Raw genomic sequence first — 16,458 nt, forward strand, 5'->3', positions numbered from 1 at the left:
ATCTTGCCTTACACCTCTGACAGTCGCCCGGCACGGCGGCCAAACGGCTCTCAATGCGCGCGGAACCGGTTCCTGTTTCGGTTCCACCATGCGAAGGCACCGGCAGACGCCCCCACCAGCAGCGTGCCAAGGGCTATGGGCAGGGGCGCTGGTCCGCCGGGACCCTGGCCATGGGCGGGAGCGGCAGCAGCCATCTGGGCGGGTCCGGCAGCCCGGGTTACGGGGCTGTTCCAGTCCACACCACTGGAGGGGCCTGTGGGCGGGCGGTAACCGGCAGCGGCTGAGGGGTTTTCGGTGGCGGGTTCCGCCGGGACGTCCGCTGCCGTGGCGGGTGGAGCGGCCGGGGCAGGAGCGCCTGTCCTGGGCGGCTGGGGCTGGGCAGGCTGGACGGGCCGCTGGGTGGAAGGCGCCGGCTGGGCCGTCGGCTGGACGGGCGCGCCGCCCTGCCCCGGTGGTTCGTCAGGCTTGCCCGGCCGCCCGTTCGATGTCTTGTCCGGTGAGGGTTCCGGGCCGGGTGCGACAGTGGTGGCAGCGGGCGAGGGCTCGGGAGAATCAGCCAAGGCCAGCGAAGTAGTGGACAGGCCTATTGTGAGCGCCAGGAACGCCGCGGAGGCGGTGGCGGGCACAGCACGGATGAGCGGGGTGGAGGGGGTCACGGTTACCTTTCGACGCCCACGGATCCCCCCGTCCGCGGCCTTCTGGTTCCGCAGCAGTCTTCTACACTCAGCCGGACGGCCGCAAATCCGACGCAGGAGCGGCCGTCCGGTTTCGGCGTGTTCAGTCCCGGTTTTCCGGCGGGAGCGCCACCTGGATTTTCCTGGCTTTGCCCCGTCCCACCACGTACCCGCGGCCCGGAATGAAGTCGGGACTGACCCTGCCGAGCGAGGTATTGAGCAGGCTGTCGCCCTCGATGTCCCCCGGGTTGAGCAGCAGGCCGCGGCGGCCGGATTTGAAGGGCTGGGCAAGCTGCCAGGCGGAGGACCAGGTGGAGGACTCGGACTCGCCGATGACCCATTGGTCTGCCTTAAGGGACGCGGTGACCAGCTGCGCCATCCCGGACTCGGCAATGGTGTCGGTGAACTCTGTGAGGCCCTCGATGAAGAAGGCCACGGCTCCCGGGTTTCCGGTGGAGTGCTCCACCAGGTCCTCCGCCACCTCGGCGAGGTCGTCCGGGCCCACCACGGCCCGGTTCCAGATGGGGAGGGATGCGACGGCGGACCGGCGGGACCCGAGGTAGACCAGCTCGGTGGCGGGGTTGGAGCGGCGCAGCGCGTAGGCAAGGGTGACCAGGGCAACGGTGCGCCCGGCACCCGGCGGGCCGGCCAGCAGGAGCGGGCCGCGGGCCATGATTTCGGCCGGCTGCAGGGACTCGTCGTCCACGCCGATGACAGGGACGTCCGGGCTGCCGGCGGGCAGGACATCCAGGTCCACCTGCTCGGGGAGCCGCTCGATGCCCGGCGCGGTTTCCAGGCCCTGCCGAAGCATGGCTTCGCTGAGCTTGTGGACCTCACGTGCCTGCAGGGCCAGGTTCGAGTTCCCGCCCAGGACGGCCAGCTGGACTTCAAGCCCGTCCAGCAGGCCGCGGCCCGGGGGCGAGGTGGCGGTGAGGACGTCCCGGGGCACGTCCATGGAAATGTAGTCGTCCTCCGAGGAGAGGCGCAGGACAAGCCGGCGCTGGATGGAGGCGAGCAACGAGGCGGGAACGGCGTTGGGCCGGTCCCCCGTCACCACCAGGTGGATGCCCAGGGTCCGGCCGTCCGTGGCCAGCTGCAGGAAAATGTCCCAGAGCCCCGAAAGCTTGCTGTGCTCATACGCCTCACGGAAGGCGGACATGCCGTCCACCAGCACGAAGATCCGCTTCTCATCCGGCCGGTTGGCCAGCTTCCGGTACTCCACAATGGTGGAGGCGCGCACCTCGGCGAACTGCGCGGAACGCAGCTCGGCGATGTCCCGGAGGAGCCGCAGCAGCCGTCCCACCCGTTCGACGTCGTCGCCGTTGATGATCTCCCCCACGTGCGGAAGTTCCTCCAGCATCCGCAGCCCGGCAGAACCGCAGTCGATGCCATAGACGTGGACCGGGCCGCCGCGCGGTGTGACGGCCGCGGCAATCGCAATGCCGCGCAGGGCTGCGGACTTGCCGGAACCGCCTGTGCCGTAAATGGCCATGTTGCCGTCCCGGTCCGGTTCATAAAACACGGTGGGCTGGTCCTGGTGCACGGGGTCGTCCGCCACGCCCAGCAGAAGCTGTTCGTCCGTCCGGGGATTGGGCAGCTTGGAGAAGTCATAGGTCTTGGCCAGTTCGTCCAGCCATGGCTTCCGCGGCGGCCGCAGGGCCAGTGTGTCCGCGGCGTGCACGATGGTGGAGGTCATCCTGGCGATGTCGTTGGGGCCGGCCGGTTCCGGGGCCGCAGGCTTCTCAAGTGCCGGCGCTTCCCAGCTGGGACCGGAGCCAAAGGCCATCTCCACGATGTCGATCTGGGGACGTTGCGGCTTATCCGTGGTCCAGCCGCCGGCATAGCCCGTCTGGAAGCCCTGGATCCGGCCAGGACCGGTCTTGGCGGCACCGCGGCCCGGAATGGCGGGGTCGAAGTAGGCCGCGTCCGGAACACCCAGGATGTCGGTGGCGTCGTCCTCGTCAGCCATCCGCAGCGCCACGCGGAGGTTGGTGTTGGCACGCAGGCTGTCCTTGATGACGCCGGCGGGCCGCTGGGTGGCCAGGATGAGGTGCAGGCCCAGGGAACGGCCACGGGCGGCCACGTCCACCACGCCGTCCACGAACTCGGGCACGTCGCTGGCCAGGGCGGCGAACTCGTCCACGATGATCACGAGGTACGGCGGGGCTTCCGGGTCCGCCTCCCGCTGCAGGGCCAGCAGGTCCTTGGCCTTCTTCCGGTTCAGCAGCTGCTCGCGGTAGTGCAGTTCGGCGCGAAGGGAGGTGAGGGCGCGGCGCACCAGGTGCGGCGAAAGGTCCGTGACCAGGCCCACGGTGTGCGGCAGGTTGATGCAGTCGGCGAACGCGGCCCCGCCCTTGTAGTCCACGAAGAGGAAGCTGACACGGTCCGGGCTGTAGGCCGCCGCCATGCCCATGACCCAGGACTGCAGGAACTCGGACTTACCGGCGCCGGTGGTGCCGCCCACCAGGGCGTGCGGCCCTTCGTTCTTCAGGTCCAGGTACAGCGGCTCGATGCCCTTGGACCCCACCAAGGCCCTGAGGGTGCCGTTGTCCTTGCGGTTGGCCACGGCGGTGGCGTGCAGCGAATTGTTCTCCGTCCAGCGCTCCACCACTGCCTGCGGATTGTCCAGGAAGTCCTTGCCGATCAGGGTCACGTAGGACACCGCGCGCGGCAGGTCGGAATCGTCGTTGACGGGCTTGCCTACATCCACCACGGGTGCCAGCATCCGGGCCAGCTGGGCGGCGAGCTCCGCGTCCACGCTCTCACAGCTGACCGGGTAGGTGTGGCGGCCCAGCCGGACCTGGCCGGTGGTGGCTCCGTGGTCGCCGTCCACCACCATGAAATCGCGGCAGGCGGCCGGGAGGGACTGGACGTCGGTGGCCACCCACAGGATGTGCACGCCCGAGTCAGGGCCGCGTTCGGCCAGCCGGGTCAGGCGGCCGCGGTCCACGGGGGCGTCATCTTCCACGATGACCAGCACGGACGGCAGCACGGGCTCTTCGACTTCGTGCTTTACGGGGTCGATGCCGGGGCGCAGCTCAGGGCCTGAGCGCTTGGCCGCTGCCTCCCGGGCCTCGACCAGGTCCTCGAGGCGGGCCAGCAGGGAAGAGCCGCCGGCGGAACCGGCGGCCAGGTGGTCCCCGCCCAGCGGGCTGTGGCCCGAGCCAACGTGCGGCAGCCACTGCAGCCAGTTCCAGCGTTCCCGGGACCGGGCGGACGTGATGGCGGTGAGGACCACTTCGGCCGGGGAATGCAGTCCCACCAGCTGCAGCACCATGGCACGGGCTACGTCGTCCACCAGTCCGCGGGTACCGGCAATTCCCAAAGCTCCGGAGGTGCGGAGCTGGGAGACCACGGGGACGCCTTCGATCTCGCTGAACTGCTTGATGCAGTCCTGGATTTCGCGGCTGTACTGGACTTCCGTGTCGTTGTTGGACGGCTCTTCCAGCGGGATGCGCGACGGCGCGGTCCCCAGGCCGAACCGCAGGCCCAGGAATGTGGAGTGCTCCGGCCGGTGCGTCCACAGCAGCGGCCCCAGCTTGTAGATGGCGTCCACGGTGTCACTGACCGACGGCGCTTCCTGCAGCCGGACCGCCCGTTCCACCTGCTGCAGCCCGGTGAGGTCCTGCCGGAACGCGGCCATGGCGGCGCGGAACTGCTTGAGTTGTTCCTTTTGCTGCTTCCGGGTCCGCATCTTCTGGTCCACGTAATGGCCCACGATGAACAGTGGCATCATCAGCATGAACACCATGGACAGCACGTTCTGCGTGACGGCGAAAATGACGGCACCCATCATCAGCGGCGCCACCAGCATGATGTAGGGGAAGGGATGGTCCTCGGGGCGCTTGGGCCCGGCAGGCAGGACCCGCTTGGGGACCTCGAAGCGGGGCACCACCCGCGGAGAGCGGTTGAAGTCCACCAGGGGCGACGTCGGTGCTGCCGCATGGTTGTGCCCCAGCGGCACCACGGTGACGGTGGTGTCGCCCAGGGTCACCGTGTCGGAGGAGTTCAGTGTGGCACGGGTGACGGGCAGGCCGTCCATCAGGAGGCCGTTGGCGGAGTTGGTGTCAACGATCTCGACGGCGTCGCCCACCGTGATCCGGGCGTGCCGTTTGGAGGTGAGCGGGTCCGTGAGGCGGATGTCCACGTCCCGGTCCCGGCCGATGTAGCTGGTGCCGGTGGGCAGCGAAAATTCGCGCCCGACGTCGGGTCCGGACAGCACGCGCAGGGTGGCGGCAGCCGGTCCCCTGCCGGCACCGGCTTCGTGGAACTGTGCACTGACCTGGGCCAGCGATACCACCGAGCCGGGGCGCAGGCCGGATTCGAGGAGGTTGTCCTCCCGGGTCAGGATGTTCCCGCTGATCCCGGCACCCACGAAGGCTTCGTCGATCCGCAGGGAAAGGTTGTCCGGGGCGGGCGTACCCTTGCGGTCGGGGTCCGCCGCCCACAACACGGTGGCGATGTCGGCCACGGTGGCCATGCCGTCCACCGTGACGGCCAGGTCCTTGGCGTCGGCGGGTTCGCGGCGGAGTGTCAGCCGGATCCTCATCCTTCGTCCACGCCCCTCATCTTCTCCAGGAGGTACAGGTCATCGGGCGTCACCAGGTGGGTGGTGACGGCGTGCTCCACCAGGCGTGCCCGGCGGTTGGTGGCGAGCTTGCCGCCCCCGCCGCGCAGTCCCACCACGCCCACCCGGTCCAGCTTGTCGCAGACGTTGTCCAGCTTGCGGTTGAACCGGGTCAGTGCCCAGCCCAGGGTCTTGGCGGCCGCCGCGGAGGACGGGATGGTGCTGAAGCCGGTGCCTTCGCGCCGGAGCACGGGCTCGGCGAGCGCCACGATCAGCGCCTTCTGGGCGTCCGTGAAGACCACGGGGCCGATGGTGGTGTCACCGCTGGACACGCCTTCCCGGGTTTCCTGCCGGAAGGACGGCGTCTTCAGGTGGACGGCGAACTCGTAGGTGGTGGGCCCGGCCGTGAAGATGATGTTGGTGTGGCTGAAGACCAGCGGAATCCGGGCTCCGGGTGACAGCCAGGCCTGCATGCCGCCGGAGGCGTCGGCGACGGTGGCGGACAGCATGCTGCCCACGTTGCTGAGCCACCAGATGCCGTCGTAGCGGGCCACCTGCAGGAACTGCCGGTGCAGGTACGGGTTGTCGTCCACCTCCAGGTCGCCTTCACGGCCGATGTTGAAGATGTCCTCATCCGATGGCTCGTACCATTCGCCACAGAAATCGATTGCTAGATCCCCCATGATCTGTGCCTCCTCAAGGCAGAACTGTTGCGGTAGTCGAAGTGCTGGTCATGCCGCGGAAACGGCGGCTGGCTGTGCAGCGGATTCATTGGCCGGCGCACGCGATGGACCCGGACCCCAGCGGTGAGAATGCGCCGTCGGTCCGCACGATCATCACCTGGATGCAGGTTTGTCCTGTCGGGTTGGGACGGACCCGTACCGGCGGCTGTGCGATGGCCTGGAATCCCCCCTCGCCGCCGCCGATGGTGTACACCTTCCACTTGTAGGTGTCCCCGTCCTTGGGCTGCGGGTTGGTCCACGTGAAGCTGGCTTCCCCGTCGCCGCCGATAGCGCCTTTGAGGCTTTCGACGTCAGGCACGGTGCCGTTATCCAATGCGTCGACCGGAGGTTTGCTGGCCTGCTGGGTTTCCACAACCTTGGGCGTGCCGGTGGCCGTGTTCGCCACCACGATGCCCACCACTGCCGCCAGCGCCAGGAGGGTGCCGCCGGCGAGCGCGAGCCACAGGTTGCGCTTGCTGTGGTCCGCTTCCGGTATTTCGCCGGGCTCGTCCACCTGCACGGCCCGCTGCACTGTTGCGTCTGCGGTGTAGGCGGTGTCCTGCGCAGCTCCCGCCGTGCCCGTTACCGGCGCACCGTAGTTGGCCGTCCCTGTGCTGCCGCGCAGGACGGTGGACTGGGCCCACTCCCCCTGCCCGGCGCCGTCGTCCGTGCCTGTAAGAGGCGCGGCTGCCCCTGCCGACGCCGTTCCGGTGGCTGCAGCCCAGGTGGTGCGGGCCGGAATGGAGGGCACCGCCGGGGCCGGTTTGCCTTGGCCGGGCGTCACGGGGGCAAAGTGCGACGGCGGGACGGCACCTCCCCCGCGGCCCGTTGCGCCTGTCCCGGCGCCGCCGGGGTTGGGGCGCGTACGGGCCGGGAACGTGGGCGCGCTGCCGGTCCGCTCCGGGTCGATGGCGGCAATGCTGCGGACGCGCGTCTCCTCGGTCCCGTCGTCCGGGTGGCTCTCCTCCTGCTGGGGTTCCTCCAGGACCTCGAAGGGCGTGACGGAAAGGTTGAGCTCGGCCTGGATGCGCTGCAGGGCAAGAGCGAAGGCGTGCGCCGAGGAGTACCGGGACCGGGGCGATTTGGCCATGGCCGTGGCCAGGGCAAGTTCCAGTGATTCCGGCACATCGGCACGGCCCAGCTTTGGCAGCGCCATGTTGCTGATCCGGTTGATCAGTTCACGCTGCGAGTTGTCCGCCCCGGGCATGACGAAGGGTGAGCGTCCGGCCAGGAGGGTGTACAGAGTGGCACCGAGGGCCCACACGTCCACCATGACGCCGTCAACGCTGCCGTCCCGGAACTGCTCCGGCGGGGACCAGGGAATGGACATGCCCGAATCGTCGTCTGAGTCCCCGGCCAGGGTGCCGGAAATGCCGAAGTCGGTGAGGGCCGGACGGTTGTAATCCGTCACCAGGATGTTGGCTGGCTTGATGTCGCGGTGGGCGATGCCGGCCCGGTGGGCGGTTTCGACGGCGGAGGCCACCTGGATGCCGACAGCGAGGACCTCGTCCACGCTGAAGCGCTGGCGCCGGTACCGCACGTCAAGGCTGGGCCGGGAGCAGTACTCCATGGCCAGGTAGGAATGCCCGTCGTCCGTTACTTCCGCTTCGAAAATGGTGACGATGTACGGGTGTGACGACAGCTGGGCCATGAGGTTGGCTTCGGACTCGAAACGCCGCCGCGCGCCCTCGGTCTTCAGGTCCGAGAGCAGCACCTTGACGGCGACCTTACGGCGCGGCCGGTCCTGTTCATACAGGTAGACGTCGGAAAACCCGCCGGACCCCAGCAGGCTGATATAGCTGAACCCCGGAATGCGGGGCGGCGGCGCAACAGGCCGTTTGGAACTCAAGGAATCTCCTCAAAACGCAATGAGATGTTGTCGCCCAGTTCGGCGATGTCGCCGTCGAGCAGGATGGCCATCTCGTTCTGGGCCAGGCGCCGTGGCGGCTGCCCTTCCCGGACCAGGACCGTGCCGTTGGTGGCCTTGAGGTCGCAGAGCATCACGTGCCAGCCCTCGAGCCGGACCTCCAGGTGGGACCTGGAAATGTCCCCGCCGGGGCTTGCCACCTGGACCAGCCGCGGCATGACGCTGCCCTGGACCCGGGACACGGACGGCTGCCGGCCGATCACCATGGACTGATCGAGGTCCAGGAGTTCGCCGGTGGACAGGCGCATCCGCCCCAGCCGGGGACGGGCCACCTGCACGGCATCAGGCAGCAGGGCACCCCCGCAGGCGCTGCAGTGGGCACGTGTGGGCGGATTGGCGTGGCCCTGCGAGCAGACGCGGGCCAGCACCAGCGGCCCGCCGGCGGGGTCCTGCTGAACGGACGGCAATTTCGTTGCCTGGCCGGGTGCCGTTCCCGGGAGGCTGCTCTTCATGACCGTCTGGCCATCGTGGTCGGGGTCGAACCCGGCATCGGCTTCCTGGTGGGCGGTGTGTTCCTTGCCCGCGCCGGATCCGGGCGCGGGAATGGATCCTGATGCTGGCATGGATCCGGGCGCTGGGCCGGCGGGGCCAAGGTTGGGTGCAGCAGGCACCGGCGTGGATGGAGCCGGAACGTGACCTGCGGGCGGCGCGGCCGGTGTGGCTGCGGTTGGCGGCGGAGCGGGTGCCGGGGCGGCCGGTGCCGGAACCGCTCCCCCGATGCGCCATGGCACTGAATCGATGAGGCCTCCGGCGGAGGCAGGGCGGGGCAGCACGGCAGGCCCGTCTTTCGGGCTGGCGTCAGGTCCGGAACCGGCACCGGGCTCGGCGCCGCCTTCTGCTTCTGTGCCGGTCCCGGAACCGGCCGGCGGAACTTCGGGGGCAGGTTCCCCTGCCGCGCCGAGGGCGGGCAGCGGTTCGGCCGCGGGCAGTGCCGGTTGCTGCCGGGAAATGTGGCCCGAGTCGGCGTCGGCGTCCTCACGCACGGCGGCGTCTTCGATATGCCGCATCACTGTTCGGTCCCAAAGGTGGTCGTAGGACGTCGTCATCTCCCCTGCGGGCCCGGCGCCGGCTGCGTCGGAGCCGCCGCCCGCAGCAGCTGCAGCCGATGCGTTGAGGAGTTCGGGCTCCGCGTCAGCTTCCCCGGCCGACTCCCCGTCGGCACTGACATCCCCGTTGTCCCCGTCCGGATGGTTCTCCCCGTCGACGCCTATCATGCCGTCCGGGGCAATCGTGGCGTCCGGGTCCAGCCCGCCCGCGGCCGGGAGATCCACAGCGCCGCCGGCCGGGTGTTCATCGGCAGGGTCCTCGTCAACGACTCCCATCACCGTTTCGGCCGAGGCTCCATCTTCGGGAAGGAGGGTGGCTTCGGAAAGAAGGGTGGCTTCGGAAAGAAGGGTGGTCTGCGGCACGTCCTCCTTTTCGGGCAGGACGGCAGGGCGCACTGGGTCAGCGGCGGGAACATCAGCAGCCAGGACATCAGCCGCTGGGCCGGCCGCGGAAGTTTCCATAGGTGCTGCGGCATCCGCAGCGGCCGGGCCACCCACGGCAGCGGGGCCGGACGGTGCGGCCATGGTCAGGGACTGCAGCAACACCACGCCCTCAGCGAGCGGCAGTTCGGGTTGCTCCGCAGCGTGCGGGGAACTGCCGGCGCCACCGTCCGCGATCCTCACCCGGCACGTCCCGGCCAGCACGAACCTGCGTTCGTTCCAGGTGGTCACATCCCGGCCGTCAAGATCGATGGTTCCGGCGGGCTGCTCGACGGTGAGGTCGATGTCGCCGCGCAGGAAGACCCGCAGGGACCCGTTGAAGTCCAGGATGCCGAAGGACGGGATGCGGGTGAGGGATCCGCCGGAAGTGCTGGTGACGGCTGCGAGGACCTCGTGCGGCTCGGGACGGTCTGCGAGGAGTTCCCACAGCGCACCTGCGAGTTCGGCGGGGCACCCGGGGCCCAGGAGGACCGCGGTCCGGGACCTGACAACGCCCAACCAGGTGCCTGGGATGTAGCTAGCGTCCGTCATTGCCCTGCTCCCCGTGCTGGACTGGAGCGTGCTGGTCGGCCGTCTCCTCAACCGGTGCGGGCAGGGGCTGCGTCACGGCTGCGGATGCCTGCGGACGCGGCAGCGTCACTTCGTCTCCGTCAGCGGAGGTGAGGCGGGGCGCTGTGGTGCCTGCGCCGTCGTCGTTCGCAACGTTCCTCGCGTCCACCACGATGGCCGTGACATTGTCCCGCCCGCCCTTGCGCAGCGCAGCCTGGATCAGGGCGTCCACAGCCTCCTGCGGATCCGCCACGGTACTGAGGATCCCCAGGATTTCCTCGTCCGGGAGTTCCCCAGTGAGTCCGTCGGAGCAGACCAGGACGCGGTCGCCTTCCTCCACGGGGAGAAGCCAGTAGTCCGCCTCCGTCTCGTCCCCTGTGCCCAAGGCCCGGGTGACCACGTGCCGGCGCGGATGGACCGTTGCCTCCTGGGCGGTGATTTCGCCCGCGTCCACAAGTTCCTGGACCTCCGAGTGGTCAACGCTGATTTGTTCGAACCGCCCCTGGCTGAGCCGGTAGGTGCGGGAATCGCCGATGTTCAGGACCAGCCAGTACGGCATGCCCATCTGTTCCACCACCACCGCACCGGTGAGGGTGGTGCCGGCGCGGGCTCCGGTGGCCTCACGGATCGAATTGTCTGCACGGGCCACGTACTGCTGGAGGACGGCAGCGGTGATGCTCCGTTCCCCCGTGCTGACCTGGGGCATTTCGGCGAGCGCCCGCACGCAAAGGCCGCTGGCGATTTCGCCGGCTTCGTGGCCGCCCATGCCGTCGGCAACGGCGAAGACGGGGTCGGCCGCGATGTACGAATCTTCGTTCAGCTCCCGGCGGAGTCCCCTGTCCGTCCCGTAGCCATAGCTGAGGCTGGGTCGCGGCCCCGGCTGGATGGTGGAGGAAACACTGGCGGGGTGCTGGTTCATGCCTGTCCTAGGTAAAAGGTACGGTCTCCAAAATGCACGCTGGATCCCGGGGTAACAAATGTGGGGACGCCCGGCACCAGTGGGGTGCGCAGGCCGTCCGGGGTGGTGACGGCGCTTCCGTTGGTTGACTGCCGGTCCGTCACCCAAATACCTGCGCCGTCGGTGAGCAGGTGCAGGTGGGTCTTGGAGATGGAACGCCCGGGATCATCAACGGCCAGCAGCTGTGCGTGCTGTTCCCCGGCCTGCCCCACCGGGTTGCGGCCCACCAGGACGCTGCGGTCCAGCTGGAAGTCGCGGCCGTCGTCCAGGCGGATACGGAGGACGGCCACGGGGCCTGGGCCGCTTATTCCGGGCCGCACCTGCGTGCGTTCGACGTCGTCATCCAAGTGCTGCGGAGGAACCCGGTGGCCGGCGGAACCTGTCGGTGCAAAAACCTGCGGGAAAGCGGGCATCATCCCCTGGGCGGCAGCCTGCGCGGGTGCCGGCGGCGAAAAGGAGGCCGGCGCGGTGTAGGGCATGGTCTGCGACGGCATGGTGGCCGACGGCGAAGGTGCGGGGGGTGCCGCAGGCTGGGGTGCGGTGGGTGCCGCAGGCTGGGGCATCCGGGCTGCAGCAGAATGTGGCGCCGCGTTTTGCGGCGGCGGGGCCTGGTACACACGCGCCTGGGCTGCGGTAGCCCCGGCCACCGGGGACAGCACCTGCTGCACGGGCGGAAGGTCCAGCGGCGCGAAGCTGTAGGGGCCCTGGATGCCGCCGGTGGTGATGGGGTCGCGGCCGGCCTTGACGTCGAATGCCAGGGTCTTGGCGGCGGCGTCATTCCAGCCGCGCAGCCCGCCGTTCTTGTCCCAGCGGCTGGAAACGACCACCAGCACCGCCCAGACGGCACCCACCAGGAGCAGCGGACCAAGGATGAACACGGCGGCGTCGAACCACTTGAAGACCATCACCAGCACCGCGGCCAGCACGGCCAGCAGGATGCCTGCCCCGGTGATGAGGCCACGCAGGAACACGGCACCGGCGCCGGGAGCATAACCGTCCTGGTCCGCGCTGCGGATCCCCATGAGCAGGTTGCCGGGCGTCTTGCCGGTGCGGGCCTCCAGGCCGAGCACCACGAACAGGTAGGCCAGGGTCAGGCCAAGGCCGATGCCGCCAAAAAGGACCAGCGAGGAGGTGTCGTAGACAATGAAGCCGCCGCTCCTGGTCCGGGTGATCCCGGCAAATCCGATGGCAAACGCCACCACCAGCACCGCCACCCCCGGCAGCCAGTCAATGACCGCAGCGCCAAGCCGCTTGCCCGCCGCAGCCGGAACAAGCTGAAGGTTCACTGCCATTCCCGTTCCTCCCCCTGGAGCGGCCTCCACCCGTGTGGAACCGCCGGTCCTGCCCGGCGCGATTCCCGTGGGCAAGGTGCCCGCCTGCGCGGTGCCCGTATATGCGGTGCCCGCCGGCTGACCTGCCGGGGGCATTTCTACTATCGGGATAGTACCGGGATTCCCGGGCGCGTGCGCGGGGCGCGCTTCCCCCGCGGCGCTCCTTCCGCGGTCCGCGGGCAGGCCCGGGCTGCGGGGACGGCGTGCCGCCCGGTTGGGCAGCGGCGCCCCGCAGGCGGGGCAAAAGGTGGCCCCCGCCCGGATGGGCTGGTGGCAGCGCGGGCAGTGTTCGTCGCCGCAAGTCACTGCCGGCCGGATCCTTCCTGGCCGCGTCCTTCCCGGGCCGGCGGCGCGTCAGCACTTCCGGAGGCACGACGGCGGCGGGCGGCAACGAATGCGGAGACCGCAGGCAGTGCCAGCCGGCCCCCGCGAAGGCTGGGGGCCTTGCCGGAGTTCATGGCGGTCCGGGCGTCGGCAAGCAGCGAGCGCGGCGAGAACCGTGCCTGCTGCCGGCGCCAGAACCCCATGCCCGAGGTCATTTCCTTGAGCGACCCGTCAACGATGGTCCAATACTCGCGAACGTCCTCCTCTGTGGGCTCCCCCGCGCCAAAGATGGAGGCGTCCGCCCGGCGGGCCAACAGGGTGGTGGTCCCTTGGGTTCCAGGGAACGCTTCGGCCAGGACGGCAGCGCTTTCGCGCCGCGTCGAGCGGGTGTCGACGGCGGCACCCAGGTCGGTCGCCAGGCTCACCACCTCGTTCCAGCCTCCGCCCACACGCTGGGCGGGGTGGCCGTCGCGGAAACGCGACTTCCGCCGTCGCGCCTTCAGCAGGGCAATCAGCAGCAGCGGCAGGGCAAGGACCAGCAACGGAATGGCGGCGACACCCAATGCACCCAAAAGGGCGCCCCAGAACAGCCATGGGTTGTTCTTCTTCTGGTCCGCGTCCAGGGCGTCCGGTGAGGAGTCCGGCGGCAGGTCCGCGGGCTCCTGCGGCGGGGGCGGCGGCTGCAGCACCTGGGGCTTGGGCTTGGACTTGTTCTCGGGGTCCGGCGGGATGGGGATGTTGTCCTTGGGCGGGGTGGGATCGAAGCTGACCCAGCCTACCCGCTCAAAGGCGACCTCCACCCAGGCGTGGACGTCCTTTCCGGTGATCTTCACCTCGCCGGCACCGTTCTCCGGGCTGGTGGGCTCCGGATAGAACCCCATCACCACGCGGGAGGGGATGCCCAGGTGCCGGAGCATCAGGGACATGGCCACGGCGTACTGTTCATCGTCGCCGAGCATTTGCTTGGCGGTCAGCAGGTTGCGGATCCGGGCGGCGCCATGGCCTGAGACGCTGGGCAGCTGCCCCTCACTGACCAGGCCGTTGCTGAAGGCACCCGTCTTTTGAAAGTGCGCCTCGATCTGGCGTACCCGGTCGATGGCGGTGGGAGCGTCGGCGGACAGGTCGTTGGCCTGGGAACCGATCACCGGCGGCACCTCCAGCGGGGCCGGCAGGGAGATTTTGGCGAAGTCGTACTGCGTCAGCTGCCCGTGTTCGAGCTTGGCCGGATCGGACACCTGCACGGTGTAGGCGTCGCCGCGGGACAGCCCGTTGGTGGTGACGGCGGTGTCCGTTCCCGTGTTGAAGTAAAGACCGGCAGCAGCGGCGGTACCTGACTGGTCAAAGCTGATGCCGGTGGTCTTCCGGCCGCCCGGGACAAAGTAGCCCTGGTAGTCCTCCACATTGATGCTGATCGAGTAGTCGTTGGTGGGCACTACTCCGGACGTGTCAGCGAGGGTGTTGATGGACTTGGCGTCGCCCACCTTGCTGAAGTTGCCGGAACCGTTGGGGTCCATGTTGTAGTTGGTGCCGTTGAAGGCGTCCAGGGCACCCAGGCGCACCCGGCCGTCGCGCGGGAGCCCCTTGACCACGAACAGGGTGTCGTCCTTCTTGTCCTTGACGTAGGTCCGGAAACTGGCCAGGGGCGTGATGTAGTCCTTGGGATCAAACGGCGGCACCACCACGTTGCGGAGGACTTTGCGGTCCTCGCCGGCGCTGACCAGGGGTGCGGCCACCGCGGTAATTCCCACGCTGGCGGCAATCACTCCCGCAGCCATGCCCAGCCGGCGGATCCTGGCGCGGCGGGCGGTGCCGTTGTCCGCCTGCGGATTGTTGACCGCCACCCTGCGTGCGCTGTTCCGCCGCAGGGTGTCCCGGCGGAAAGTTGCCCACGCGATGCCAAGGACCGTCAGGCCGATGCCACGTTCGAGGGTCAGGAATGCCGCGTTGGTGCTGAAGGCAATGCCCGTGACAAACAGGACCAGGACAGGGATGAGGGGCAGGTAGGGGCTCCTTGCCCGCCAGGTCAGGAGCGCTGCCACGAGTGCCGTAATCAATGAGCTCAGGAAGGGGACAATGAGCACGCCGCCGGCGGTTCCCACCGGCACCCCAACCGTGAGCATGTCCTTCCAGGCGAAGACGACGCCCAGGAGCAGGGTCCGCAGCGAGTCCAGGGAGGGAACGAATCCGGCAATGGCGGAGTCCGGAACGGCCAGCCAGGTCCCGAACACCAGGTAGGCGGCCAGGGCCAGGGCGGTGGTGATCAGCAGGCCCAGGCGCAGGTGGGCGTTGGCAGCGCCGATGGCCAGTCCCAGGATGATGCCGCCGAACCCGGACAGGAGGTAGTAGGGGTCACCCCCGAAGCTCAGGCCGAAGCCGAGCAGGCCCAGGCCCAGCAGGACCACCAGGGCTCCGGCGTCGAGCATGAAATGCCAGGGCGGCTGGCCGGTGGTGAAGGCGGAGTCCGGGTTTGCGGCCTTGCGGCGGGTACGGGTTTGCGGGGACCGCCTTTGTGGGGGCTGGCCCGTTGCGGTGCTCATGCGGCGGCCTTTCTCAGCACGATGGCAAGGTCGGCAAGATCGCCGAGCGTCAGGACGGTGAGGTCTGCGATGTTGGCCCGGGTGGGCGCTGCACCGGCGTCCACCCGGACCGCCAGGCTGCGGACGCCGGGCGGGACGGAGGCGGCGGCGGAGCGGAGCTGGGTGGCCGTCACATTGCTGCCCACCACGAAGAACACCACGGAGGCGTTGGGCACGGTGTCGGCCAGTGTCCTGGCGAGGTCGACGGCGGTGCGGCGCATCGGAGTGCCCACGATCCGGGTCATGTCATCGAGCAGGTTGCGGCCGGTTTCGCAGCGGAGCGGGCCTTTCTGCGTGAGAACGTCGAGTTCGCGCTGTTCGCGGATGGCCTGCCGGCCGATGGAGGCAGCCACAGAGATGGCCATTTCGAATTCGTTTTCGGAGGAGTACTCGTCGGTGTTGATGGACAGCGAAATGGCCAGGTGGGCGCGGCGGGTTTCCTCGAACTGGCGCACCATCAGTTTGTTGGTGCGGGCCGTGGTTTTCCAGTGGATGTGCCGGCGGTCATCGCCGGGTACGTAGTCGCGCAGGGCGTGGAAGGACACGTCGGCACTGGAGAGGTCGGTCGTGGGCATGCCCTCAAGGTCGCGGATGAAGCCTGCGGCAGAGCCTGCCAGGGCAACCGTGCGGGGATGGACGAAGAGGTCCTCGGGTTCGGTCCAGAGGACCTGGCGCCGCAACAGGTGCAGGGGGTCGGCCCGGACGGAGCGGACCGGTCCCACCACGATCACGGCGCGCCGTGCGGTGGGGATGGTGAACAGGTCCTCATGGACCTGGCCGGGCTTCATCCGGGGAAGGTGGAAGACGGCCGTGGTGCTGCCCACCGGCAGTTCCAGCGCGGCCGGCAGCAGCGGGCGGGCCGAGGTGTTGGAGACGGCGATACTGCCGACGGCGCTGTCCCCCACCGCCACACGCGTCCGGGCGAGGTCCAGCAGCACGCCATAGGAAGACCGGCCGAGGATGAACGCGACGGCGATCACGAACATGGCGAAGGCGGCGATGGACGCCGCCGTGGCTTCCTGCCAGCCGAATGCCTGGCCGGTGGTCCACAGCAGGATGGCGGCGGCCAGGACGGACCAGCCCAGGATGCTGACCACGGACAGCACCGGCCAGGCGTACTTCAGCCAGATCTCCCGGACTCTCCGCCAGGCGGGTGTCAGGGCCTGGAGGGCCGTGCTGCTGGCTTCGGACCAAACCGCTGCGGGGTGCAGGCGGGTGGGGCGGCCGTTCCGGTGGAAGGGCTGCTGGAGACGCTCCGCGAGCCGGGTCAGCCGGGTGCCGCTGGACGTGCCGTCGGACATAAGGGTTTGCCTTCGTTGTAGCGCTGGAATGACAGTGGCGGC

At 69.2% G+C, this 16,458-nt stretch carries 9 protein-coding genes and 1 pseudogene; all 10 read right to left on the bottom strand.

Annotated elements, in window-relative coordinates; genetic code table 11:
* Nucleotides 1–50 precede the first annotated feature (50 nt).
* The 10 genes and pseudogenes from ACR65K_RS07840 to ACR65K_RS07885 all read right to left on the bottom strand — a co-directional run bounded on the left by ACR65K_RS07840 (nt 51) and on the right by ACR65K_RS07885 (nt 16,416).
* Nucleotides 51–656 (bottom strand): hypothetical protein, encoded by a 606-nt coding sequence (locus tag ACR65K_RS07840; protein WP_440152099.1) that lies wholly within the window; start codon nt 654–656, stop codon nt 51–53.
* A gap of 121 nt (nt 657–777) precedes the next feature.
* Nucleotides 778–5,223, bottom strand: coding sequence for a type VII secretion EssC family protein (locus tag ACR65K_RS07845; protein ID WP_440152101.1), 4,446 nt, complete (start codon nt 5,221–5,223; stop codon nt 778–780).
* On the bottom strand, nt 5,220–5,924 hold the full coding sequence (locus ACR65K_RS07850) for a hypothetical protein (protein ID WP_056338693.1): 705 nt from the start codon (nt 5,922–5,924) through the stop codon (nt 5,220–5,222). The genes ACR65K_RS07845 and ACR65K_RS07850 overlap by 4 nt, the downstream gene beginning before the upstream one ends.
* 85 nt (nt 5,925–6,009) lie before the next feature.
* Nucleotides 6,010–7,812 (bottom strand): serine/threonine-protein kinase, encoded by a 1,803-nt coding sequence (locus ACR65K_RS07855; protein ID WP_440152102.1) that lies wholly within the window; start codon nt 7,810–7,812, stop codon nt 6,010–6,012.
* Nucleotides 7,809–9,908 (bottom strand): FHA domain-containing protein, encoded by a 2,100-nt coding sequence (locus tag ACR65K_RS07860; protein WP_440152103.1) that lies wholly within the window; start codon nt 9,906–9,908, stop codon nt 7,809–7,811. Before ACR65K_RS07860 ends, ACR65K_RS07855 begins: the two co-directional genes overlap by 4 nt.
* Nucleotides 9,895–10,845 (bottom strand): PP2C family protein-serine/threonine phosphatase, encoded by a 951-nt coding sequence (locus tag ACR65K_RS07865; protein WP_440152105.1) that lies wholly within the window; start codon nt 10,843–10,845, stop codon nt 9,895–9,897. The genes ACR65K_RS07860 and ACR65K_RS07865 overlap by 14 nt, the downstream gene beginning before the upstream one ends.
* On the bottom strand, nt 10,842–12,176 hold the full coding sequence (locus ACR65K_RS07870) for an RDD family protein (RefSeq protein WP_440152315.1): 1,335 nt from the start codon (nt 12,174–12,176) through the stop codon (nt 10,842–10,844). The genes ACR65K_RS07865 and ACR65K_RS07870 overlap by 4 nt, the downstream gene beginning before the upstream one ends.
* Before the next feature lie 288 nt (nt 12,177–12,464).
* Nucleotides 12,465–12,521, bottom strand: a pseudogene (locus ACR65K_RS07875) (hypothetical protein); the annotation flags it as partial.
* Nucleotides 12,518–15,076 carry a transglutaminase-like domain-containing protein gene (locus ACR65K_RS07880; RefSeq protein ID WP_440152107.1) on the bottom strand — a complete coding sequence of 853 codons (2,559 nt, stop codon included), beginning with the start codon at nt 15,074–15,076 and terminating at the stop codon, nt 12,518–12,520. The pseudogene ACR65K_RS07875 and the gene ACR65K_RS07880, both read right to left, overlap by 4 nt.
* A complete protein-coding gene (locus ACR65K_RS07885; RefSeq protein WP_440152109.1) occupies nt 15,073–16,416 on the bottom strand; it encodes a DUF58 domain-containing protein in 1,344 nt (447 codons plus the stop codon). The genes ACR65K_RS07880 and ACR65K_RS07885 overlap by 4 nt, the downstream gene beginning before the upstream one ends.
* Nucleotides 16,417–16,458 lie beyond the last annotated feature (42 nt).

This window comes from Arthrobacter sp. SAFR-179 (assembly GCF_059414945.1).